This window comes from Pseudomonas sp. Leaf58 (assembly GCF_003627215.1).
Lineage (GTDB): Bacteria > Pseudomonadota > Gammaproteobacteria > Pseudomonadales > Pseudomonadaceae > Aquipseudomonas.
On sequence record NZ_CP032677.1, the window covers coordinates 1,055,071 to 1,077,375 of the forward strand.

Consider the following 22,305-nt stretch of genomic DNA (forward strand, 5'->3'; position numbering starts at 1 on the left):
TCGTATGGAAAATCAGCCGTTTGCCAACCGCCGACAGACTTGTCGGAAACGGCATGGCGTCTGGTCTGGCGCTATGTTCAAAAGTTATTGAGTAGGTTCGAAAACGAATATTTCGAACCTGCTCACAACCTTCACAAAGCGGCTTCAGCCTCGGTAGTAACGCTGTGCCACGAAAGGCATTTTGCTGACTTTCAAGGCAACCTTCTTGCCCCGCACCACAGCAAACAGTGGGGTGTCGATTGCAGTATGTTCACTATCGATATAACCCATTGCGACAGGTGCACCGAGTGTCGGGCCAAAGCCGCCACTGCACACTTTGCCTACCCGTTTATCGTTAGCATCGACAATATCCGCGCCTTCGCGCACGGGCGTACGTTCCTGCGGCAACAAACCCACACGTTTGCGCGCCACGCCATCGCGTTGATGGGCGAAGATGGCTTCGGCGCCCGGGAAGCCGGCGGCACGCGCGCCATCGGCACGGCGCACCTTGGAAATCGCCCACAACAGGCTGGCTTCGACCGGGGTGGTTTCGCTGTTCATGTCGTGGCCATACAGGCACAGGCCAGCTTCCAGGCGCAGCGAATCGCGTGCGCCCAGGCCGATTGGCTGCACTTCGGGTTCGGCCAGCAGGCGGCGGGCCAGGGCATCGGCCGCATTGACCGGTACCGAGATCTCGTAGCCGTCTTCCCCGGTGTAGCCCGAGCGGCTGACGAAGCAGTCTTCTCCCAGCAGTTGCACTGGGCGGAACTGCATGAAGGTCATGCCGGCCACGTCCGGGGCCAGGCGCTCCAGTACCTTGACCGCCGCCGGGCCTTGCAGGGCGAGCAGGGCGCGTTGCTCGAACAGTGGCTGCACGTCGCAACGGTTGCCAATGTGCGCTTGCAGGTGGGCCAGGTCCTGCTCCTTGCAGGCGGCGTTGACCACCAGGAACAGGGTGTCGTTACCCAAGTTGGCCACCATCAAGTCGTCGAGGATGCCACCTTGCTCATTGGTGAACATGGCATAGCGCTGCATGCCCACCGGCAGGTCGATGATATCCACCGGCACCAGGCTTTCCAGGGCCTTGGCGGCATCGCTGCCGCGCAGGATGATCTGGCCCATGTGCGAGACATCGAACAGGCCGGCCTGCTCGCGGGTGTGCAAGTGTTCCTTGAGCACGCCCAGCGGGTACTGCACTGGCATGTCGTAGCCGGCGAACGGCACCATGCGCGCACCCAGTTCCAGGTGCAGGGCGTGCAGTGGGGTCTTGAGCAGTGTTTCGGACATCGGTGACTCCTTGCTGTTGTTGTCGGGTCAACATTCGATGATGTTGACGGCCAGGCCGCCACGGGCGGTCTCTTTGTATTTGCTTTTCATGTCGGCGCCGGTCTGGCGCATGGTGCGGATGACCTTGTCGAGCGACACGTAGTGCTGCCCGTCGCCGCGCAAGGCCATGCGCACCGCGTTGATCGCTTTCACCGAGCCCATGGCGTTGCGCTCGATGCAAGGCACCTGGACCAACCCGCCGATCGGGTCGCAGGTCAGGCCCAGGTTGTGTTCCATGCCAATTTCGGCGGCGTTTTCGACCTGTTGCACACTGCCGCCCATCACTTCGCAGAGCGCCCCAGCGGCCATTGAACAGGCCACGCCGACTTCGCCCTGGCAGCCCACTTCGGCGCCGGAGATGGAGGCGTTTTCCTTGTACAAAATGCCAATGGCCGCGGCGGTGAGCAGAAAGCGCACCACCCCGTCCTCGCTGGCACCCGGGACGAAGCGCATGTAGTAGTGCAGCACCGCCGGGACGATGCCCGCCGCACCGTTGGTAGGCGCAGTGACCACGCGGCCGCCGTTGGCGTTTTCCTCGTTCACCGCCAGCGCGTAGAGGTTGACCCAATCGAGTACCGACAGGGCGTCGCGCAGGCTGGCTTCGGGGTGGCCGCTCAGCTGGCGGTACAGCGCTGGTGCCCGGCGTTTGACCTTCAGCCCGCCGGGCAGAATGCCTTCGTGCCGGCAGCCGGCTTGCACGCAATCCTGCATCACCTGCCAGATGCGCAGCAGCCCGGCGCGGGTTTGCGTTTCCGGGCGCCAAGCGGCCTCGTTGGCCAACATCACCTGGCTGACTGACAGGTTGTGTGCGCTGCAATGGCCGAGCAATTCCTTGGCGGTCTTGAACGGGTAGACCAGCACCGTGCTGTCCTCGACGATGCGGTCGTGGCCGGCGGCCTCTTCGTCGACCACGAAACCACCCCCCACCGAGTAGTACTCGCGGCTGCGGATTTGCAGGCCGGCGTCATCGAAGGCGCGGAAAATCATGCCGTTGGGGTGGTAGTCCAGCGGCTTGCGGATCATCGCCAAGTGCTGCTTCTCGATGAACGCGATGGTGTGCTCGCCGAGCAAAGCCAGGCGCCCGCTGTCACGGATGGCCTGCAGGCGGGCGGGGATGGCGTCGGTATCGACGGTGTCGGGGTGTTCGCCTTCAAGGCCAAGCAGCACGGCCTTGTCGCTGCCGTGGCCCTTGCCGGTAGCGCCGAGCGAGCCATACAGCTCGGCCTTGACGCTGGCGGTTTGGGTAAGCAGGCCATCGCGGCGCAGCCCTTCGGCGAAACGCGCGGCAGCGCGCATTGGGCCGACCGTGTGGGAGCTGGAGGGGCCGATGCCGATCTTGAACAGGTCGAAGACGCTCAAAGACATGATGACCTCCTGCCAAGTTTATGGGGCGGACGGTGAACCCTGTAGGAGCGGGTTTACCCGCGAATACGTCGGTGAAGCCACTGCCGCATTCGCGGGTAAACCCGCCCCCACAGAGCCCGCCACCCAAGGGTAGGTGGCGGGGCAGCGGCTATCAGGCCTCCTGATAGCTCTCGATCGACGGGCAGGCGCACACCAGGTTGCGGTCGCCGAACACGTTGTCGACGCGGCCGACCGGCGGCCAGTACTTGCCTTCCACCAGGCTCGGCAGCGGGTATACCGCCTGCTCGCGGCTGTAACCATGGGCCCATTCGCCAACCAGCTCGGCCGCCGTGTGCGGGGCGTTTTTAAGCGGGTTGTCGTCTTTGTCCAAGCTACCGTTCTCGACCGCGCGGATTTCTTCGCGAATCTGGATCATCGCGTCGCAGAAGCGGTCCAGTTCTTCCTTGGACTCGCTTTCGGTCGGTTCGATCATCAGCGTGCCGGCCACCGGGAAGGACATGGTCGGGGCGTGGAAGCCGAAGTCGATCAAGCGCTTGGCCACGTCGTCGACGCTGATGCCGCTGGTGTCCTTCAGCGGACGCAGGTCGAGGATGCACTCGTGGGCTACCAGGCCATTGCCGCCGGTATACAGAACAGGATAGTGCTCTTCCAGGCGGCGGGCGATGTAGTTGGCGTTGAGGATTGCCATCTGCGAGGCACGCTTGAGGCCGGCACCGCCCATCATGCGAATGTACATCCAGGTGATCGGCAGGATGCTGGCGCTGCCGAACGGTGCGGCGCACACCGCACCCGCGGTGTTTTCCAGTTGCGCATGGCCTGGCAGGAACGCTGCCAGGTGCGACTTGACGCCGATTGGGCCGACGCCCGGGCCGCCACCGCCGTGTGGGATGCAGAAGGTCTTGTGCAGGTTCAGGTGGGACACGTCGCCGCCGAACTTGCCCGGGGCGCACAGGCCGACCATGGCGTTCATGTTGGCGCCGTCGATGTACACCTGGCCACCGTTGTCGTGGATGATCGCGCAGATTTCGCCGATCGCTTCCTCGAACACACCGTGGGTCGACGGGTAGGTGATCATGATCGCGGCCAGGCGCTCGCGGTGCTCGATGGCCTTGGCGCGCAGGTCCTCGACATCGACGTTGCCGCGGTCGTCACAGGCGGTGACCACCACGCGCATGCCGGCCATGTGCGCGGTTGCAGGGTTGGTGCCGTGGGCCGACGACGGGATCAGGCAGATGTCGCGGTGGCCTTCGCCACGGCTGCGGTGGTAGGCGCGGATGGCCAACAGGCCGGCGTACTCGCCCTGCGAACCCGCGTTGGGCTGCAGCGACACGGCGTCGTAGCCGGTGGCGGCGCACAGCATGGCTTCCAGCTCGGTAGTCATCTGCAGGTAGCCCTGGCTTTGTTCAGCCGGGGCAAACGGGTGCAGGTTGCCGAACTCGGCCCAGGTGACCGGGATCATTTCGCTGGCGGCGTTCAGCTTCATGGTGCACGAGCCCAGCGGGATCATGCTGCGGTCCAGCGCCAGGTCCTTGTCGGCCAGGCGGCGCAGGTAACGCATCAGCTCGGTTTCGCTGTGGTAGCGGTTGAATACCGGGTGTTCGAGGATGGCCGACTGGCGCAGCAGGGCGGTAGGCAGCAGCGAGCCGCTGCTGGCGGCCAGGGTAGCGAAGTCAGGTTGGGCCTGGTCGCCCGCGAACAGCTGCCACAGGCACTCGACGTCAGCCTGGCTGCTGGTTTCGTCCAGCGACAGGCCCAGGTGGGTGGCGTCGACCTGGCGCAGGTTAATGCCCTGGGTGCGCGCTTGTTCATGCAGGCTGGCAGTGCTGCTGCCGGTGGCCAGGGTCAGGGTGTCGAAGGCGCTGGCGCCCACCACGTGTACGCCCAGCGTCTTCAGGCCGGAGGCCAGGATCGCGGTCAGCGCATGGGTACGCTCGGCAATGCGCTTGAGGCCGGCCGGGCCGTGGTACACGGCGAACATGCTGGCGATGTTGGCCAGCAGCACCTGGGCGGTGCAGATGTTGCTGGTGGCTTTTTCGCGGCGGATGTGTTGCTCGCGGGTTTGCATGGCCAGACGCAGAGCGGTCTTGCCAAAGCGGTCGATCGACACGCCGACCAGGCGGCCCGGCATGTCGCGCTTGAATGCATCACGCGTGGCGAAGTAGGCCGCGTGCGGGCCACCGAAGCCCAGCGGCACGCCGAAGCGCTGCGCGCTACCGATGGCCACGTCGGCGTCGAATTCGCCCGGCGGGGTCAGCAGGGTCAAGGCCAGCAGGTCGGCGGCCACGGCGACCAGGGCATTGGCGGCGTGGAAGCGTTGCACCACGTCGCGGTAGTCGAACACTTCACCGTTGCTGGCGGGGTATTGCAGCAGGGCGCCGAAGAAGGCGCTGACATCGCCCAGTTCACGCTCGTCGCCAACCACGATCTCGATACCCAGCGGCTCGGCACGGGTGCGCAGCACGTCGAGGGTTTGCGGGTGGCAGTGCACGGAGGCGAAGAAGGCGTGGCTGGCCTTGTTCTTCGACAGGCGCTTGCAGAAGGTCATGGCCTCGGCCGCGGCGGTGGCTTCGTCGAGCAGGGAGGCGTTGGCGATCGGCAGGCCGGTCAGGTCGCTGATCAGGGTCTGGAAGTTCAGCAGCGCTTCCAGGCGGCCCTGGGAAATTTCTGGCTGGTACGGGGTGTAGGCGGTGTACCAGGCCGGGTTTTCCAGCAGGTTGCGCAGGATCGGCGCCGGGGTATGGGTGTTGTAGTAGCCCTGGCCGATGTAGCTCTTGAACAGCTGGTTTTTGCCGGCGATGGCCTTGAGTGCGGCAAGTGCGTCGGCTTCGCTCTGGCCGTCGTGCGCGCCGAGTACGCTGGTGCCCTTGATGCTGTCGGGGATGACTGCGGCGCTCATGGCGTCCAGCGAGTCGAAGCCGAGGGTGGCCAGCATGGCCTGCTCGTCGTCAGCGCGTGGGCCGATGTGACGGGCGATGAATTCGTTGGCGGTGCCGAGGTTGATGGTCATGGCGGGGATCCTCAGGCGTCGTCGTTGGCTTTGATCAAGCGGTCGTAGGCGTCCTGATCGAGCAGGGTAGCTACGGCGCCGGCATCGGCAGGGATGAAGCGGAAGAACCAGCCTTCGCCCATCGGGTCTTCGTTGACCAGTTCCGGGCTGTCTTCAAGCTGGTCGTTGATCTGCACCACTTCGCCAGTCAGGGGCATGTACACGCCGCTGGCGGCCTTGACCGATTCGACGGTGGACGCTTCGCTGCCTTTCTCATACGGCTGCAACTCTGGCAGTTGCACGAAAACCACATCGCCAAGGGCGTTCTGGGCGTAGGCGGTGATGCCCACGGTGACGCTGCCATCGGCTTCGACGCGCAGCCATTCGTGATCTTCAGTGAAACGCAACTCGCTCATGGGGAATCCTCGGGAAGCAGGGCGTTGGGCGCGGTGGCTCCGCGCTCTTGGGGTTGCTAACCTCCTAGCAATAAATTAGCCATCATTAAAAAAACTATAAAAAACAAATAGTTATACTAATTTCAAGATTGCCGGTCGCGTTAAGTGGAACGAAATCGATACATAATCGACGGTTCTGAAAAGAACTGGGTGATCAAACCCTTGCAGTACGCCCTCGCTGTCGTATGTATTGTTTTCATTACGACGTATTGAATTCGCTCCATTTGGATAGGGCAGTGGCCTAACCGGCTAAACCTGACAATGTTCCAAGGACAGTGCTTCGCACAGTACCCGCTCCAAAATGGCAAAAAAGCACCTGATATGGGCCTGCTTCAATGCTTGAGGTCGGGTCACCAGATAAACCTGCATATCGGGTAGGTGAAGGTCCGGGAACAGCCTGATCAGATCGTTCGCCAGTATCCGGGGCAGGACGGCAACACCCATGCCTCGCCTGACGGATTCCAGTTGCGCGGCGAATGAGTTCACACTGAACTGCGCGTGGCCTAGGCCACCTGCTTTTGCCGCGCGCATTTGCGGCAATGTGTCCAGCGGCGGTAACAAGGCAATAGTGTGCGCAGTCGTTGCGGTTACCGCTGGAAATCGCTGCAAATAAACCGCATTGGCAAAGACGCCGTAGGCAAGCCGGCCTAGTGGTCGATAAATCAGCGACGGCTCACCCAGGTGGGCTGTACGTACGGCAATGTCTGCCACACCGCGGACGATTTTGTGGAAGTCGGCTGTTACCACCAGCTCTACCGAGCAACGCGGGTGCAATGCCGTGAAGCGGCTTGCTGCCTCCAACACGTAAGACGAGAACCCTTCCCCGGTACTGACCAACACCGTGCCTTCCAACTCAGTGGGCACCTCGGCTAGCCCAGCAGCGGTTTGACGCCTTAAGCCAGCTTCTGCAGCCAAGGCAACCTCCACCAGGGCTTGGCCCCTCGAGGTCAACCAACAGCCCTCAACGCCCCGCTCAACCAGCGGTTCGCCTAGCGCGACCTCAAGTTGGGTCAAGCGCCGGGACACCGTGGATGCGGCAATACCTAGCAACTGGCCGGCTTGAAGAAAGCTTCCACGCCGCGAAACTGCCAGCAGCAGACGAAGATCGTCCCAATTTGCCTCCAACGCCATGCGCCCTATCATCCCTGGTCTGCGAATGTGCAAAACCATTATGCAGTAGGCGTTGTTTTTCCGGCGAGTTGTCACAGGTATATCTGCAGGCCTTCGAAACGAATGGAATGGACTGTATGACTGCTAACGCCTACGACTATGCGCAGCGCGCCTCAAACGCCTTCAATCGCCGTGATGTGGAGGCGATGCTTGCGTTGGTTGGCGAAGACTTCATCTACCTCGATAGCATGGGCGCGCAAAGCGGTCGCGAAGCGATGCGCAAACGAGAGCATTCGCTGTTCGAAGCGATCCCTGATGCTCACGTGACCTTCAGCCCATTCATGGTCTGTGACGATCGTTTGGCTTTAACGGCCGTACTCACCGGCACCTTCGCCGCGCCCTTGGTGCTTCCAACCCGGGTGATTCCAGCCCATGGCCGGAGCATTACCGTGCACTACGCCGCCCACTTCACCTTCAAAAATGGGCTGGCCATCCGTGAAGAGGCGTTCTTCGACAGTGCCGTGTTGATGCCGTTAGCCGTACAGGGTGAGGCTTGAGCCATGCGCAGCGCTTTCGTTACCGGAGCAACCGGTTTGCTGGGCAACAACCTGGTGCGTGAATTGGTCGCGGGTGGTTACGCGGTCAAAGGCCTGGTCCGCTCAAGAGCTAAAGGTGAACAGCAGTTCAAAGATCTGCCGGGTGTGGAACTGGTGGTTGGGGACATGGCCGATGTCGGCGGGTTCGCAGCGGCGCTGCAGGGTTGCGATACGGTGTTTCACACCGCGGCGTACTTCCGTGACAACTACAAGGGCGGCAGCCACTGGAAAGAACTCGAACGGATTAACGTGGCGGGTACGCAGCGGCTACTAGACCACGCCTACCGCGCCGGCATACGCCGTTTTGTTCATACCTCATCCATTGCCGTGCTCGACGGCGCACCGGGCACCTCCATCGATGAATCCTGCCTGCGGGCCGAAGCCGACGCGGATGACTACTACCGTAGCAAGATCCTCGCCGACCGTGCGGTCCTATCGTTTCTAAAGGCTTACCCCGAGATGCATGCTTGTATGGTGCTGCCTGGCTGGATGTGGGGGCCTGCCGACATGGGGCCGACCTCCTCGGGGCAGTTGGTCAACGACGTTGTGCACGGCAAGTTGCCCGGCTTGATCCCAGGTAGCTTCTCGCTTGTCGATGCCCGCGATGTGGCGCTGGCACAAATTGCCGCGGCCAAGCACGGGCGACGAGGCGAGCGCTATCTAGCGGCGGGCCGGCATATCACCATGCCCGAGTTGGTGCCTGTGCTAGGGCGTATAGCGGGTGTTCGCCCCCCCGTCCGGCGGCTACCGCTCACCCTGCTGTACAGCTTGGCGGCTGTGCAGGAGGTGTACGCGCGGCTGACCCGCCAGCCCATTTTGCTGAGTATGGCCACGGTGCGGCTCTTGGTGAGAGAGCGGGACCGTACCCGCTTCAACCATAGCAAGAGTGAACAGGAGCTTGGCCTGAGCTTCCGAGCGCTAGAGCTGACAATCGCCGATACCGTGGCGTGGTACCGTGATCACGGCTGGTTTTAAACCACGCTGGGCCGCGTTCCGCGGCGGCACTTATGTGCATTCATTGCCAACCAAGCCAAGGACGTAAAGGTACTGTGAGTAGGGAAATAATTTTGATGCGTCACGGCCAGCCAGAGCTGGGCGCAACCGACAAGATGTCGGCGCTGGATATGAAAAAGTGGATCGAACAGTACGACCAATCTGAAATTACCAAACAGCCCGTCCCGGATGCCAGCCTGCAACTCGCCGCCACCGCCACGGTGATTGTCTCTAGCAGTGCCCCCCGTGCGCTGAGCTCCCTGCAAGCGCTCGGTTTGCAGCCGACACTTGTCGACGCGCTGTTCTGTGAAGCGCAGTTGCCTTATGCCCGCTGGAAACTGCCGCGGCTATCGCCGTTTACCTGGGCCTTTATTCTGCGGGTGTTATGGTTGTGCGGTTACTCACGCCATGTCGAATCGGTTGATACGGCGAGGGTGCGCGCCCGCATGGCCGCGCAGCGATTGCAATCCCTTGCCAGCGAAGGGCCCGTTTTACTGGTGGGTCACGGTGTTATGAATCGAATGATTGCCAAGCAATTAACGGCAGACGGATGGACGCGGCAAGCGCGTAATGGCAGCCAGTATTGGAGTGCGGCGGTCTATCGCCAGCGTGCTGGTGAACAGATGCCAAGTGAGCGATAGAAGTACCTTGGGTTGGCCCGGCGCTTACGCTGGGCTCCCGAGTGCCTACGGTAAATACCCATTACACGCCGGATGGCTGTGGCGCTTTTTTGCCTAGACGGATCAGCTCGTTGGAAAAACCCAACCCCGCGAGAATCAACCCAGCCCCTACGTACAACGTGTCGCGCGGTACCTCATTGAGGATGACGAACGCCAACAGTGCGGCAAACAGCGGTTCAGTCAGTTCCAATGCTTGAACTTGGGACGGCTTTAAATATTCGATGGCTTTGGTGGTACAGAAGAAACCGAGAATGGTCGGCAACGCAGCCAGCGCCAACAATGCCAGGGCCGCCACCAGCGACAACTCCCCCACGATGAACCCATCGGTCGCCGCTGGCATCAGCAGGTAAAGACTGCCGAAAAACAAGAGTTGCCGCGTGAAGTGCAGGCCCCCAGAAACGCCCATACGCTTCATCGCAACTGAAAATGCGCCATAACCGCAGCCCCCAATTGCTGCGAGCACTGCGCCTTGCAGGGTGAAGCCTTGGCCCAGGTCGGCGCCAAAAATCACTGCAATACCGGCTATGGTCAAGCCGGCGCCTACCGTTGCGTTGGCGGTGATTGGGTCCTTCAGGACTAGCCGGCCCAGTAATATCGAAGAAATGGATGCGCTAGCCATCAAAATCACCACCACCCCGGCCGCGGCGTAATGGCTATAGGCAGCGGTTTCAAAGTGGAACAACACGAAAATGCCGAGAAAGGCACAAACCGCTGCCGGGAGCCACTTAGCCGTATGCTCGGGCCGCTTGAGAAACAGCAGCAAGCCGGACAGTAATAGGCAGCCAAGTACGGTTTTTATCAAGGCGATACTGCTGGAGCTGAAGCCACTGCTCATTAACACCTTGCTGAGTACGCCAATTGTCGCATTCAGTGCAGCGGCGCAGAGTGCAAAGAGGACGCCTTTGCCGAAGTGAGATTGCATTATTACATTCCTTGTCATTGGTCTTTGGGCAGCAGCGGCCTAGGTTTGTGTTTGGATTAACACCGGCACGTTTGCTGCTATACCTTCTCTCGTTCGGCATGCAGGCGATTGCGGCCCGTTTGCTTGGCGATATAGAGCGCTTGGTCGGCGCGTTCAAGTAGCGATGCCGAGCTGTCGAGGTCCGTTCCATCGGCGCAAGCGATGCCGATACTGACGGTCATGTGCCCAAAAGGGCTGCCTTTGTGGGGGATAGATTCCAAGGCCAAACGCTCGAGCATCAACCTGGCGACGACGGCCGCTCCGTCGTTGTCGGTATCGGGCAGGATCACCGCCAGTTCTTCCCCCCCGTAGCGGGCGAGCAGGTCGTGAGGGCGGCGGATGCAGGCAGAAAGCAGAACTGCCATCTGCTGTAGGCAGGCGTCCCCAGCCGGATGCCCGTAGGTGTCGTTGAAGCTTTTGAAATGGTCGATGTCGATCATCAGCAACGCCAGCGCCGTGCTATTGCGATGGGCCCTGCGGATCTCCTGGGCCAGCGTCTCGTCAAAGCAGCGCCGGTTGGCAAGCCCCGTCAGCGAATCGTGCATCGCTTGGCGTTCGAGCTGCTGGTTGCTGTCCAGCAACTGCTGTTGGGTCAGTCGAAGCTCGCTTTCGATCGCGTCCCGCCGGCTCATGGCACGAATCAGCAGCCAGCCAATGGCACCTGTCAGGGCGAGCAGCGCAGACACCACCAACGAAGACAACAGTGCCTCGAACCGCCAGGCTGCGAGTGCCTCATGCTTGCCCAGCGCTACGGTTGTCACCAAGGGGAGCTTGTCACTCTTGCGAAATGCATACAGGCGCTCCACGCCGTCCAGGCTGGAGGTGAACGACGCAGTGCCCACCGATTGGTCGACCAGGTACTTGGCGAAGATCGGCGACTTCGAAAAATTGCGCCCCATGTCCTGTTCCCGGAACGGATAGCGCACCAGCATCGAACCGTCGCTAAATGACAGCCCGATGGCGCCGTCATGGCCGACGTCCAGCTTGCCGAAAAGCTGCAAGAAGTTCTCCACGCCAAGGGTCACGGCAACCACGCCGGCGAACTCGCCGCGGTCATCGTTGAAGCGCCGGCTGATGGTGATTACCCATTGATGGGTGGCGCGGCTACGGATGGGCAGGCCGATAAAGGGCTCGCGGGACGGGTCATCGCGGTGGTGGATGAAAAAGGCCCGGTCGCTGCTGTTGGCGCCTACCGGTGTCGGGCGGTTAGACGACATTAGCCAGCGCCCATCTTTCGCGTAGATGGTGATGCCGCTCATCTGCAACATCAAGGGGTGCTGACGCTTGACCAACTGACTTAGCCGTTCGATTTGTGCAGGCCCGGCACCCTCGGTTTCCAGGCGTTCGACCAGGCCGAGCAACAGCAGTGAGCTTTGACGGACAATACCTTCCGAATAGGTGGACAGGGCCTGGGTCAGGTTCAGGCCATGGGTGTTGACATCTTCCAGGGCGCGCTCGCGAGAGGCCATGACCTTCCACAGCGTTAACGACGCGAGAGAACAACCGATGATCAATAGCAGTAGAACAACGAGATAGATGTCACGCTTCACGTCAATACCTGACTGAGATTCCGGTTTCTCTTGCGGCTTGTTCTTGTCTGTGGTCAGGAACAAAAGTCGCGATCCTGACGCTAGGCTTTGACACCCTCTTAACTAACCGAACGGTCAAAAATTAACTCTCTGATCACGGTGTAAAAATATAGCACCTGAACTGTTGGGGTGTCCCATAAATTACAATAGTGGGTCGCCCCCGAGTTGCTTCAATTGGGTAAGTAGCCTTTGACCCAGTGCACCGTCTTTTCCAAAGTTCGTGCCATGTCGGGGTGGGTGAGTTGATACTTCTGTTCCAGTTGCTTGCTGTTACTCATGTCGAAACGCTGCGTCTGAATAAAATTCAATGTCTCGGCGCTGATCGCCAGTCGGGCTGCCAACCCGGGAATTTTCAATAGCCACCTGAGCACGCCTATCGCGACATGACGGCGGGGCGCCTTTACTTTCAGCGTTGCTGCCAACTGCTTGAGCACACCTTGTAAGTTCGGTGTCTGCTCATAGAGCGCCAGCACCTGCCGGTTGGCCATTGAGGGGTCGAACGCCACGCAGGTTATCATCGTCACCAGGTAATCGACGCTGACCATTGGCAACCAATGGCTGGGGGAGCCAGGGATAGCCTTGAAACGGCCCAGCGCCAGATTTCGAATAAGTTCGGCCAAAGGTTGCCCTTCGAGAATGTGCCCACTTTCGCTATGGCCACACACCGTAGCAGGATGAACGATGGCGTAATCCGCAGCCACTTCCTGCATATAGCGGATGACTGCAAAATGGGACTCCAGCTTGCTGCCTTCGTAGCCACCTACACGCTCATACACGGCGGGCCAATTGGTGTTTTCCGGGTGCTCATGATCAACTCCGATACTCGCCAGGTGGGTAAGGTTTTGCAGCATATAGCCGCCCACCATCAGCAAGCGGCTGCGCTGGCTCGCCGCAAGCCTGGCGACTCTCAGCGCCCCTTGTACATTGACTGCGCGGGCGCGCTCCATGGTCAGCCCCCAGGAGAACTGTGCCGCGAGGTGAAAGACCACGGCGGCCGAAGCCACGCGTTGCTGGTCTGCTTCGCTGAGGCCAAGGCCCTCCCTGCTGATATCTCCCTCAACGGCATGGATATACGCAGGGTTACCGCCCAGTTGGCTTACCTGTTCTTTGAGCTGCTCAAGGTTTTCCGGGCTGCGCATTAACACCCAGGTCTTGTGCCCCGTCGCCGTTAGACGGGCCAGTAAATGTTGCCCCACAAAGCCACTGCCGCCGGTAACCAAGCATTCCACGCTCATGTCTGACTCCTTGTTTGGATGATTGACGCAGGCTAAGGTATAGAGCCAGCTCTACAGTCAAGGAGTTTTTACCGTGAACATTGGAGAATTGGAGCGCCGGAGTGGGGTCGGCCGCCATGCACTGCGTTATTACGAGCAGCTCGGGCTTATCGCGGCCCAGCGCCAAGCCAACAACTACCGCAGCTATAGCGATCAGACGGTAGTTGACTTGGCCTTTATTCAAAGTGCCCAGGGCGTAGGTTTTACACTCGCGGAAATCGGCGACATCCTTGCGGCCAAGCGGGGTAATACGATCGATTGCGCGCAAGGCGCATTCTTGGTCGCCAGCAAGATGGCCGAAATTAAAGCGAAGATCGCCACGCTGCAAGCCACCTATGGTTTTCTGGATTCAGAGCGTGCAAAGCTTGAAGCCAGTGCCATAGCCAACGGCCAGACTATTCCTCGCCTTCCTGACGCTGAGTAATCCTCGACGCCATAGCCTGCGTCAGCGCTGCCCAAGGTTCAGGCTGCAAAAAATGGCAGCGCCAAGTACAGCTTGATCACCACGACATTGATGATGTCGATAAAGAACGCTCCCACCATCGGCACTACCAGAAACGCTAATTGCGAAGGGCCGAAGCGATGCGTCACGGCCTGCATGTTGGCAATGGCGGTTGGCGTAGCGCCCAAGCCGAACCCGCAATGCCCGGCTGCCAGTACCGCGGCGTCGTAGTTACTGCCCATGACCCGAAAGGTGACGAATACCGCGAACAGTGCCATGAGCAACGTTTGCGCCGCCAGAATAATCAGGAAGGGCAGGGCCAGCGCGGCCAGGTCCCACAACTTCAGCGACATCAGCGCAATGGCCAGGAACAGCGACAAGCTGACATTGCCGAGCACCGAAACTTCGCGCTCGAATACTTGATAAAGCCCCAACGCTGAAAGCCCGTTACGCAACAACACCCCGACAAACAAGACGCAGACGAAGGTCGGTAGCTCGAACGCGGTGCCGAGAAGTTGGCCGTTCAACAGCGTGCCACCGAGCAGGCTCACCGCGATCAGCGCCAAGGTTTCGATAAACGACAAGGGGGTGATCAAGCGCTCCTTCCCGGGTACCTCAAACCCTTTGGGCAGGTGCGCCATCGTCGGTTCGACACCCGGCGTGTGTACGCGCTTGATCAGCAGGCGGGCGACCGGGCCGCCGATCAGGCCACCCAGCACCAAGCCGAAGGTGGCGGATGCCAGGGCCAGTTCCGAGGCCGAAGCCAGGCCATATTTTTCGCTGAAAGTGGTGCCCCAAGCGGCGCCGGTCCCATGGCCGCCGGACAGCGTGATCGAGCCGGTCAGCAGCCCCATCAGTGGGTCTAGCCCCAACGCCGTGGCCAGGCCGATACCCATGGCATTCTGTACCAGCAGCAGCCCGGTTACCGTGAGCAGGAAAATGCCGACCACACGTCCGCCTTTTTTCAAGCTGGCGAAGTCCGCGTTCAGCCCGATGGTGGCGAAGAAGGCCAGCATCAACGGAGCTTGGAGGGAGGTATCGAACTGTACTTTCAGCTCGACACTTCGCAGCCCTAGTAAAACGAGCGCAACGACCAGCCCGCCGGCAACCGGTTCGGGAATATTGTAAGTTCGCAGGAGGGCGACACGCGTCACCAGGCCATGCCCTAATAACAGGACGAGAGAAGCGGCGACCAGCGTGCCGTAGAAATCGAGTTCCAGCATAAGAGGCGTTCTTTCCAGCAACAGGGATGAACGCCATTTTCGCAGCAGTGCTCGATGAAGTATTGGCCAGGCCCGTAGGGTTATTCTGAAACCTGGCGGCGTAAAGGTTTAGCTTTTGCCCGGAATGCCGTACTTGCGCAAACGTTGTGCAATCGCGGTGTGTGATGTTTGCAAACGTCCCGCCAGTTGCCGGGTCGACGGGTAACTGGCATACAAGCGTTGCAGCAGTTCCCGCTCGAAGTCACCCACCGCCTGCTCCAGGCTCGCGACTTCGCCATCCTGGCCTCGGGCTACCGAAGTGCCGGCGATGTCCAGGTCACCGATATCCACCAAGTTGCCCTCGCAGATGGCCGCCGCGCGGAAAATCACGTTCTGCAATTGGCGCACATTACCCGGCCAGGGGTTGGCCAGCAGTGCCGAATGGGTGGCGGGGGTTAGCCGGCAAGACGGGCGCTGGATCTGCGTGCAGGCCTGCTGCATGAAGTAATGCGCGAGCATCAGGATGTCCTGGCCACGATCGCGCAGTGGCGGCACCTGCAGGTTGAGTACGTTGAGCCGGTAGAACAGGTCCTCGCGGAAGCTGCCGTCGGCGACCATACGCTCCAGGTCACGGTGGGTGGCGCTGATGATGCGTACATCCACTTTCACTTCGCGGTCGCCACCCACCCGGCGGAAGCTGCCATCGCTGAGAAAACGCAGCAGCTTGGCCTGCAAGTACGGCGACATTTCACCGATTTCATCGAGGAACACCGTGCCCTGGTTGGCCAGTTCCATCAGCCCGGGCTTGCCACCCCGTTGCGCGCCGGTAAAGGCGCCCGGGGCGTAACCGAACAGTTCGCTCTCGGCCAGGCTCTCGGGCAGCGCGGCGCAGTTCAGGGCCAGGAATGGCGCCGCGTGGCGGCTGCTGATGGCGTGGCAGGCGCGGGCTACCAGTTCTTTCCCGGTGCCGGTTTCGCCATGCACCAACAACGGTGCATCGAGCGCCGCCACGCGCAGGGCCCGGGCTTTGAGGGTGCGGATGGCCGGCGACTCGCCGAGCAAGGCATCGAAGCCTTCGGCGTGGTCGTGGTGCAGGGCCGACAGGCGTTCGCCCATGCGCTTGGGTGGGTACAGCGTCAACAGGCCACCGGCGTTGGTGATCGGCATGGCGTCCAGCAGCAGGCTTTGGCCGTTAAGCTGCATCTCGCGCATGGGTAAATGGAAGTTGTTGTCCAGCAGGGCTTGCAGCAGCGCCGCGTCGCCGAACAGTTCACCCACCGAGCGCCCAGCAGATTCGCGACCGCACAGCGCGATCAGTGCCGGGTTGGCCAGCAGCACCGTACCGGCACTGTCCACGGCCAGCACCGGGTCGCTCATCGCCGCCAGCAGGGCATCGAGCTGCAGGTGACGACGTTGGCCAGGAAGAATGTCGACCACATCCACCGATTGCACGCCGTGGACCTCGAACAGTGCGTCGTGCAGTTCTTCGAGCACGGCGGGGCTAAGGGTGGGGGCATCGATGTAGACGTTCGGCGGGACCATCTCCACGGCGTCCAGGTTGAGGTTGCGGGCACCGAGCAGGGCGAGGACTTCCTGGGTGATGCCGACGCGGTCGATGAAGCTGACGTGGATGCGCATGGGGAGGTGAGGTTGTGGCTGGGAGAGGGCGCTAGTATGCCTCAACATTGCTGGGGCTGCTTTGCGGCCCTTGTGCGGCGCAAAGCAGCCCCAGAATCCTGTAACTACTCCAGATGCTCAGGCTTGATCGGGTCGCCCGACTTCACATCGAGTTTTGCGCGAATGTCCGCGAACATATAGTCATACAGCTTGTGCGGCGAACTCAGGTTTTCGAATTTCTTCGGCGGCGTCAGGTACGACTGGGCCTTGCGGGTCAGCAGCATGAGGAAGCTGGGTAACACTTGGTCCTTGGCCAGGAAGAACTTTTCTTCTACCGGCTTGCCCTCGATGCTGCCATGCATGGTGAACTGGATGCCTCTGCCTTCCCTGGGATCCGACGCGGCCTCGTATTCGATGTTCAGGTCATAGCTGTGGTCGTTCTTGTTCAGCGCGGTGCGCTCGATGTGTACATGACCAGGGTGGTACTGGGCCATGGCAAGCTCCTTTGGAAGGTCGAAAATGGCGGGCACCGTAGGCCCGCCCACTGCATTCAACGGTAGCTGATCCCCGGCTTGGCGGTGGAAACCCGTGTGCCGGCGGTGCCTTTGACGATGTCTTCGATGTTTTCCAGCGAACTGATCACCGCCACTTTGCCGGTGTTGCGGGCAAAGTCGCACGCGGCCTGCACCTTCGGCCCCATGGAACCGGCGGCAAAACCGAGGCGTTCGAGTTCGTCGGGGTGTGCCTGGGCGATGGCTTTCTGCGTGGGTTTGCCCCAGTCAATGTAGGCTGCATCGACGTCGGTGGCGATTATCAGAAGGTCGGCATCCAGCTGCTCTGCCAGCAAGGCCGAGCACAGGTCCTTGTCGATCACCGCCTCGATGCCTTTGAGCTTGCGGTTTTCGTCGTACATGGTGGGGATGCCACCGCCGCCGGCGCAAATCACGATGCTGTTCTTTTCCAGCAGCCACTTGATCGGGCGGATTTCAAAGATGCGCTTGGGTTTCGGGCTGGCCACCACGCGGCGGTATTTGTCGCCGTCGGGCTTGACCACCCAGCCTTTTTCCTTGGCCAGGCGCTCGGCCTCTTCCTTGGCGTAGACCGGGCCGATGAATTTGGTCGGGTCCTGGAAGGCGGGGTCGTTGGCGTCCACTTCCACTTGCGTCAGCAAGGTGGCGAACGGCACTTCGAAGGCCAGCAGGTTGCCCAGTTCCTGTTCGATCATGTAGCCGATCATGCCCTCGGTCTCGGCACCCAGCACATCCAGCGGGTAGGCCTCGTCGGGCTTGTAGGACAGGCCCTGCAGAGATAACAGGCCGACTTGCGGGCCGTTGCCGTGGGCGATGACCAGCTCGTTGCCAGGGTGGATCTTGGCGATCTGTTCGGTGGCGGTGCGGATATTGGCGCGCTGGTTGTCAGCGGTCATTGGCTCGCCGCGGCGCAGCAGGGCGTTGCCGCCCAATGCAACAACGATACGCATGGGGAATGTCCTTGTGTAGTTAGTTGCAAGCTGCAAGCCTCAAGCTTCAATCAGAGGCGGATCGGAGTGCGCCGCTTCTCTTGTAGCTTGCAGCTTGTAGCTTGCAGCTACTGAGGTTCAGAGGTCGGCCAGGGTCGACACCAGGATCGCCTTGATCGTGTGCATGCGGTTTTCCGCCTGCTCGAAGGCGATGCAGGCCGGCGACTCGAACACGTCATCGGTCACTTCGATGCCATTGGCCAGGTCTGGGTACTGTTCGGCAATCTGCTTGCCCACCTTGGTTTCAGAGTTGTGGAACGCCGGCAGGCAGTGCATGAACTTGGTCCGCGGGTTGCCAGTGGCTTTCATCAACTGCGCATTCACCTGGTAAGGCTTGAGCTGCTTGATACGCTCACCCCAGGCTTCGATCGGCTCGCCCATCGATACCCACACGTCGGTGTGCACGAAGTCCACGCCCTTGACCGCGGCAACTGGGTCTTCGGTGAGGGTAATGCGGGCGCCGCTTTCCTCGGCGTACTTGTGGCAACGCTCGACCAGGTCGTCATGCGGCCACAGCGCCTTGGGCGCGGCAATGCGCACGTCCATGCCCAGCTTGGCACCGATCAGCAGCAGCGAGTTGCCCATGTTGTTGCGGGCATCGCCCAGGTAGGCGTAGCTGATGTCGTGCAGCGGCTTGTCGCTGTTTTCACGCATGGTCAGCACGTCGGCGATCATCTGGGTGGGGTGGTATTCGTCGGTCAGGCCGTTGAATACTGGCACGCCGGCAAACTTGGCCAGCTCTTCGACGATTTCCTGCTTGAAGCCACGGTACTCGATGGCGTCGTACATGCGCCCGAGTACGCGGGCGGTGTCCTTCATGCTCTCCTTGTGACCGATCTGCGAAGAGTTAGGGTCGATGTAGGTGACGTTGGCGCCTTGGTCATAGGCGGCGACTTCGAAGGCGCAGCGGGTACGGGTAGAGGTTTTCTCGAAGATCAGGGCAATGTTGTTACCCTTCAGGTGCTGTTGCTCGGTGCCGGTGTATTTGGCGCGCTTGAGGTCGCGGGACAGGTCCAGCAGGTAGCGCAGCTCGCGGGTGGTGTGGTGTTCCAGGCTGAGCAGGTTGCGGTTGTGAATGTTGAACGCCATGACTTTTCTCCTTGAGTTTGGTGAACGCACCGGCCGCCGCTTCGTGAGGGCGGCCGGGGGTAATGGTCGTTAGTAGTCGATTGGGTCGCGGATGATTGGGCAGGTCATGCAGTGGCCACCGCCCCGGCCGCGGCCCAGTTCGCCGGCGCTGATGGTGATGACCTCGATGCCGGCCTTGCGCAACAGGGTGTTGGTGTAGGTATTGCGGTCGTAGCCGATGACCACACCCGGTTCGATGGCCACCACGTTGTTGCCGTCATCCCACTGTTCGCGCTCGGCAGCGAAGCTGTTGCCGCCGGTCTCGACCACGCGCAGTTGTACACCCAGCTGTTCGCCCACCACCTCGATGAACGACTTGTTGATGCGGCGCACGTCCATGCCGTAGGGCTTGCTTTCGTCCGGGCGGATGATGAAGGGCACGATCTCTTTCACCACTTCCGGGAAGACCGTGACCAAGTCGCGGTCGCAGAAGCTGAACACGGTGTCGAGGTGCATGGCGGCACGGGACTTCGGCAGGCCGGCGACGATGACTTCCTTGACCGCACCTTTGGCGAACAGGTTCTGTGCCAGCTGGCCGATGGCCTGGCGCGAGGTGCGCTCGCCCATGCCGATCAGCACGATGCCATTGCCGATCGGCATCACGTCACCGCCTTCAAGGGTGGCATTGCCATGGTCCTTGTCCGGGTCGCCGTACCACACCTGGAAGTCAGCGCCGGTGAACTCCTTGTGGAACTTGTAGATGGCGGTGGTCAGCAGGGTTTCCTGGCGGCGTGCCGGCCAGTACATCGGGTTCAGCGTCACCCCGCCGTAGATCCAGCAGGTGGTGTCGCGGGTGAACTGGGTGTTGGGCAGTGGCGGCAGGATGAAGCTGGAGTGGCCCAGGTAGTCGTTGTACATCTTGACCACATCGGCGCCTTCGCTCTGCGGCAGGTCCTGGCCTGCCACGCCGCCGATCAGGAATTCGGCCAGGTGACGCGGTTCCAGGCCTTCGAGCCAGCTACGCACTTCGTTGGTCAGGCCGACACCGACGGTGTCGGCGGTGATCTTGCGATCGAGGATCCACTTCAGGGCGTCGGGCTGCTGGACGATGTCGGTCAGCAGGTTGTGCATCTCCAGCACATCCACGCCACGCTCGCGCATCTTGGTGACGAAGTCGAAATGGTCACGCTTGGCTTGGTCGACCCAAATTACATCGTCAAACAGCAGCTCGTCACAGTTGCTCGGCGTCAGGCGCTTGTGCGCCAGGCCCGGCGAGCAAACCATCACTTTGCGCAGTTTGCCGGCTTCGGAGTGGACACCGTACTTCTGTTTTTCAGCGGACATGGTTTCATTCCTCCAATTGAACGAAAACGTGGGTCACAGGGTCAGGAAGCCGTCGTACAAGCCAAAGGCTGCCACCAGGGCGCCGATGACCACGGCTGCAAAGATCAGTTTTTCCACGTTGGTAAAGACAGGCTGGCCCACCTCGCGCTTGGCCTTGGCGAACAAGATCACGCCAGGTGCGTAGAGCAGGGCCGAAAGCAGCAGGTATTTCACGCCGCCGGCGTACAGCAGCCAGATGGCGTACAGCAGGGCGATACCACCGATGATCAGGTCTTTCTTGCGCTCGGCCAGGGCTTGTTCGTAGGTTTCACTGCGCAGTGCCAGCAAGAAGGCGTAGGCCGCCGACCACAGGTAGGGCACCAGGATCATCGAGGTGGCCAGGTAGATCAGCGACAGGTAGGTACTGCTGGAGAACAGCGTGATCACCAGGAAGATCTGCACCATGGCGTTGGTCAGCCACAGGGCGTTGGCCGGCACCTGGTTGGCGTTTTCGCGGCGCAGGAACTCCGGCATGGTGTGGTCTTTAGCGGCGGCGAACATGATTTCGGCGCACAGCAGCACCCACGACAGCAGGGCCCCGAGCAGCGAGATGACCAGGCCGACGCTGATCAGCACTGCCCCCCAGTGGCCGACCACATGTTCCAGCACGGCAGCCATCGAGGGGTTCTGCAGCTTGGCCAGTTCCGGTTGAGTCATGATGCCCAGCGACAGCACGTTGACCAGCACCAGGAACAGCAGCACGGTCACGAAGCCGATCACCGTTGCCTTGCCCACGTCGGAGCGTTTTTCGGCTCGCGCCGAGAAGATGCTCGCGCCCTCGATGCCGATGAACACCCACACGGTGACCAGCATCATGTTGCGCACCTGATTCATCACACTACCCAGTTCTGGTGTGCCCAGCGCCCAGATGTCGGCGGTGAAGATGTCGAGCCTGAAGGCGAATAGGCAGATCAGGGCGAACAGCACCAGCGGCACCACTTTGGCCACGGTGGTGACCAGGTTGATGAACGCTGCTTCCTTGATGCCGCGCAGCACCAGGAAGTGCACCGCCCACAGTAGCACCGACGCGCCAATGATGGCCGCCGGGGTGTTGCCTTCACCGAAGATTGGGAAGAAATAGCCCAAGGTACTGAACAGCAGCACGAAGTAGCCGACGTTGCCCAGCCAGGCACTGATCCAGTAGCCCCAGGCCGAGGAGAAGCCCATGTAATCGCCGAAACCGGCCTTGGCGTAGGCATATACCCCGCCATCCAGGTCAGGCTTGCGGTTGGCCAGGGTCTGGAACACGAACGCCAAGGTCAGCATGCCGACCGCGGTGATGGCCCAGCCGATCAGTACTGCGCCAACCCCCGCGCTGGCGGCCATGTTTTGCGGCAGCGAGAAGATCCCGCCACCAATCATCGAACCGACTACAAGTGCAACTAACGCGCCGAGTTTTAGCTTTCCGGATGAATCAGACATTTAACAACTCCTGCCAGGAGAAAGTTGACGCCAGAATAAATCTGACGCCGTTGCCATTCGCTGACTTAGGTCAGCTCCTGGCGACGTGAAGTAGGAAAATTCCTTCACGGTGCTCCCTGGAGAGTGCCGACAGCTTTGCTGTAGGCCTTGCGCGCTGGCACCTCCATGTCCTTCTAGAGCAAACGCTCTGTTCAGCCTGCGATGCTTGAAGCTAGCCGCTTTTGCCGCATTCGCAAATTTTTCACAAGAATTTCGAGTTTTATTAGGTGCTTTTCTAGTTGCCGGTTAGCTGCTAGTTTTTTAGGCAGGGGCGCATAGACAAAGTAGTTATGAGTGCT

Annotated in this window: 19 protein-coding genes; 4 read left to right on the plus strand and 15 right to left on the minus strand. The window is 60.9% G+C overall.

Features of this window, described 5'->3' with window-relative positions:
• Nucleotides 1-144: 144 nt before the first annotated feature.
• The 5 genes from gcvT to DV532_RS04990 form a co-directional block, all read right to left on the minus strand.
• Entirely contained in the window at nucleotides 145-1,266 is a 1,122-nt protein-coding gene (gcvT, locus tag DV532_RS04970; RefSeq protein ID WP_056796023.1) for a glycine cleavage system aminomethyltransferase GcvT, read from the minus strand.
• A 27-nt stretch (nucleotides 1,267-1,293) separates the two neighbouring features.
• Nucleotides 1,294-2,670 carry an L-serine ammonia-lyase gene (locus DV532_RS04975; RefSeq protein WP_056796025.1) on the minus strand — a complete coding sequence of 459 codons (1,377 nt, stop codon included), beginning with the start codon at nucleotides 2,668-2,670 and terminating at the stop codon, nucleotides 1,294-1,296.
• A gap of 151 nt (nucleotides 2,671-2,821) precedes the next feature.
• Nucleotides 2,822-5,677 carry an aminomethyl-transferring glycine dehydrogenase gene (gene gcvP, locus DV532_RS04980; RefSeq protein WP_056796028.1) on the minus strand — a complete coding sequence of 952 codons (2,856 nt, stop codon included), beginning with the start codon at nucleotides 5,675-5,677 and terminating at the stop codon, nucleotides 2,822-2,824.
• Between the two features lie 11 nt (nucleotides 5,678-5,688).
• Nucleotides 5,689-6,072: a glycine cleavage system protein GcvH gene (gcvH, locus tag DV532_RS04985; protein WP_056796031.1), complete on the minus strand. Its 384-nt coding sequence runs from the start codon at nucleotides 6,070-6,072 to the stop codon at nucleotides 5,689-5,691.
• A gap of 288 nt (nucleotides 6,073-6,360) precedes the next feature.
• Entirely contained in the window at nucleotides 6,361-7,242 is an 882-nt protein-coding gene (locus DV532_RS04990) for a LysR family transcriptional regulator (protein WP_056796034.1), read from the minus strand.
• 116 nt (nucleotides 7,243-7,358) lie between these two features.
• On the opposite strand from DV532_RS04990, the gene DV532_RS04995 reads away from it, so the two are divergent.
• The 3 genes from DV532_RS04995 to DV532_RS05005 all read left to right on the plus strand — a co-directional run bounded on the left by DV532_RS04995 (nucleotide 7,359) and on the right by DV532_RS05005 (nucleotide 9,451).
• Nucleotides 7,359-7,778 (plus strand): ester cyclase, encoded by a 420-nt coding sequence (locus tag DV532_RS04995; RefSeq protein ID WP_056796039.1) that lies wholly within the window; start codon nucleotides 7,359-7,361, stop codon nucleotides 7,776-7,778.
• Nucleotides 7,779-7,781: 3 nt separating this feature from the next.
• Nucleotides 7,782-8,792, plus strand: coding sequence for an SDR family oxidoreductase (locus DV532_RS05000; protein ID WP_056796041.1), 1,011 nt, complete (start codon nucleotides 7,782-7,784; stop codon nucleotides 8,790-8,792).
• A gap of 95 nt (nucleotides 8,793-8,887) precedes the next feature.
• On the plus strand, nucleotides 8,888-9,451 hold the full coding sequence (locus tag DV532_RS05005) for a histidine phosphatase family protein (RefSeq protein WP_082476752.1): 564 nt from the start codon (nucleotides 8,888-8,890) through the stop codon (nucleotides 9,449-9,451).
• Between the two features lie 61 nt (nucleotides 9,452-9,512).
• On the opposite strand, the gene DV532_RS05010 is transcribed toward DV532_RS05005, so the two are convergent.
• The 3 genes from DV532_RS05010 to DV532_RS05020 all read right to left on the minus strand — a co-directional run bounded on the left by DV532_RS05010 (nucleotide 9,513) and on the right by DV532_RS05020 (nucleotide 13,275).
• The gene (locus tag DV532_RS05010) at nucleotides 9,513-10,412 is read right to left on the minus strand and encodes a DMT family transporter (RefSeq protein ID WP_056796047.1); all 900 of its coding nucleotides are present in this window, start codon (nucleotides 10,410-10,412) and stop codon (nucleotides 9,513-9,515) included.
• A gap of 77 nt (nucleotides 10,413-10,489) precedes the next feature.
• Nucleotides 10,490-12,001: a sensor domain-containing diguanylate cyclase gene (locus tag DV532_RS05015; RefSeq protein ID WP_082476759.1), complete on the minus strand. Its 1,512-nt coding sequence runs from the start codon at nucleotides 11,999-12,001 to the stop codon at nucleotides 10,490-10,492.
• Between the two features lie 209 nt (nucleotides 12,002-12,210).
• Entirely contained in the window at nucleotides 12,211-13,275 is a 1,065-nt protein-coding gene (locus tag DV532_RS05020) for an SDR family oxidoreductase (protein WP_056796053.1), read from the minus strand.
• A gap of 73 nt (nucleotides 13,276-13,348) precedes the next feature.
• Here DV532_RS05020 and DV532_RS05025 point away from each other — a divergent pair, with 73 nt between their 5' ends.
• Nucleotides 13,349-13,738 carry a MerR family transcriptional regulator gene (locus DV532_RS05025; RefSeq protein WP_056796056.1) on the plus strand — a complete coding sequence of 130 codons (390 nt, stop codon included), beginning with the start codon at nucleotides 13,349-13,351 and terminating at the stop codon, nucleotides 13,736-13,738.
• Between the two features lie 38 nt (nucleotides 13,739-13,776).
• Here DV532_RS05025 and gltS read toward each other — a convergent pair whose 3' ends face one another.
• The 7 genes from gltS to arcD form a co-directional block, all read right to left on the minus strand.
• Entirely contained in the window at nucleotides 13,777-14,979 is a 1,203-nt protein-coding gene (gene gltS / locus DV532_RS05030; protein ID WP_056796059.1) for a sodium/glutamate symporter, read from the minus strand.
• A gap of 108 nt (nucleotides 14,980-15,087) precedes the next feature.
• On the minus strand, nucleotides 15,088-16,596 hold the full coding sequence (locus DV532_RS05035) for a sigma-54-dependent transcriptional regulator (RefSeq protein WP_056796061.1): 1,509 nt from the start codon (nucleotides 16,594-16,596) through the stop codon (nucleotides 15,088-15,090).
• A gap of 104 nt (nucleotides 16,597-16,700) precedes the next feature.
• Nucleotides 16,701-17,069, minus strand: a complete 369-nt coding sequence (locus DV532_RS05040; RefSeq protein WP_056796066.1) for a DUF5064 family protein — start codon at nucleotides 17,067-17,069, stop codon at nucleotides 16,701-16,703.
• Nucleotides 17,070-17,125: 56 nt separating this feature from the next.
• A complete protein-coding gene (gene arcC / locus DV532_RS05045; protein ID WP_056796069.1) occupies nucleotides 17,126-18,055 on the minus strand; it encodes a carbamate kinase in 930 nt (309 codons plus the stop codon).
• Nucleotides 18,056-18,172: 117 nt separating this feature from the next.
• On the minus strand, nucleotides 18,173-19,183 hold the full coding sequence (locus tag DV532_RS05050) for an ornithine carbamoyltransferase (RefSeq protein ID WP_056796072.1): 1,011 nt from the start codon (nucleotides 19,181-19,183) through the stop codon (nucleotides 18,173-18,175).
• A gap of 69 nt (nucleotides 19,184-19,252) precedes the next feature.
• Nucleotides 19,253-20,506, minus strand: coding sequence for an arginine deiminase (gene arcA / locus DV532_RS05055; RefSeq protein ID WP_056796075.1), 1,254 nt, complete (start codon nucleotides 20,504-20,506; stop codon nucleotides 19,253-19,255).
• Nucleotides 20,507-20,539: 33 nt separating this feature from the next.
• Nucleotides 20,540-21,967: an arginine-ornithine antiporter gene (gene arcD / locus DV532_RS05060; protein ID WP_056796078.1), complete on the minus strand. Its 1,428-nt coding sequence runs from the start codon at nucleotides 21,965-21,967 to the stop codon at nucleotides 20,540-20,542.
• Between the last annotated feature and the right edge of the window lie 338 nt (nucleotides 21,968-22,305).

Excerpts from the sequence above, each read along its gene's own strand:
- arcD (WP_056796078.1), bottom strand. The coding sequence starts at position 21,967 with ATGTCTGATTCATCCGGAAAGCTAAAACTCGGCGCGTTAGTTGCACTT.
- DV532_RS05040 (WP_056796066.1), bottom strand. The coding sequence starts at position 17,069 with ATGGCCCAGTACCACCCTGGTCATGTACACATCGAGCGCACCGCGCTG.
- gltS (WP_056796059.1), bottom strand. The coding sequence starts at position 14,979 with ATGCTGGAACTCGATTTCTACGGCACGCTGGTCGCCGCTTCTCTCGTC.
- DV532_RS05020 (WP_056796053.1), bottom strand. The coding sequence starts at position 13,275 with ATGAGCGTGGAATGCTTGGTTACCGGCGGCAGTGGCTTTGTGGGGCAA.
- DV532_RS05005 (WP_082476752.1), top strand. The coding sequence starts at position 8,888 with ATGCGTCACGGCCAGCCAGAGCTGGGCGCAACCGACAAGATGTCGGCG.
- gcvP (WP_056796028.1), bottom strand. The coding sequence starts at position 5,677 with ATGACCATCAACCTCGGCACCGCCAACGAATTCATCGCCCGTCACATC.
- arcC (WP_056796069.1), bottom strand. The coding sequence starts at position 18,055 with ATGCGTATCGTTGTTGCATTGGGCGGCAACGCCCTGCTGCGCCGCGGC.
- DV532_RS05050 (WP_056796072.1), bottom strand. The coding sequence starts at position 19,183 with ATGGCGTTCAACATTCACAACCGCAACCTGCTCAGCCTGGAACACCAC.
- DV532_RS04975 (WP_056796025.1), bottom strand. The coding sequence starts at position 2,670 with ATGTCTTTGAGCGTCTTCGACCTGTTCAAGATCGGCATCGGCCCCTCC.
- gcvH (WP_056796031.1), bottom strand. The coding sequence starts at position 6,072 with ATGAGCGAGTTGCGTTTCACTGAAGATCACGAATGGCTGCGCGTCGAA.
- DV532_RS05035 (WP_056796061.1), bottom strand. The coding sequence starts at position 16,596 with ATGCGCATCCACGTCAGCTTCATCGACCGCGTCGGCATCACCCAGGAA.
- DV532_RS05000 (WP_056796041.1), top strand. The coding sequence starts at position 7,782 with ATGCGCAGCGCTTTCGTTACCGGAGCAACCGGTTTGCTGGGCAACAAC.
- DV532_RS04990 (WP_056796034.1), bottom strand. The coding sequence starts at position 7,242 with ATGGCGTTGGAGGCAAATTGGGACGATCTTCGTCTGCTGCTGGCAGTT.
- DV532_RS04995 (WP_056796039.1), top strand. The coding sequence starts at position 7,359 with ATGACTGCTAACGCCTACGACTATGCGCAGCGCGCCTCAAACGCCTTC.
- DV532_RS05010 (WP_056796047.1), bottom strand. The coding sequence starts at position 10,412 with ATGCAATCTCACTTCGGCAAAGGCGTCCTCTTTGCACTCTGCGCCGCT.
- arcA (WP_056796075.1), bottom strand. The coding sequence starts at position 20,506 with ATGTCCGCTGAAAAACAGAAGTACGGTGTCCACTCCGAAGCCGGCAAA.
- gcvT (WP_056796023.1), bottom strand. The coding sequence starts at position 1,266 with ATGTCCGAAACACTGCTCAAGACCCCACTGCACGCCCTGCACCTGGAA.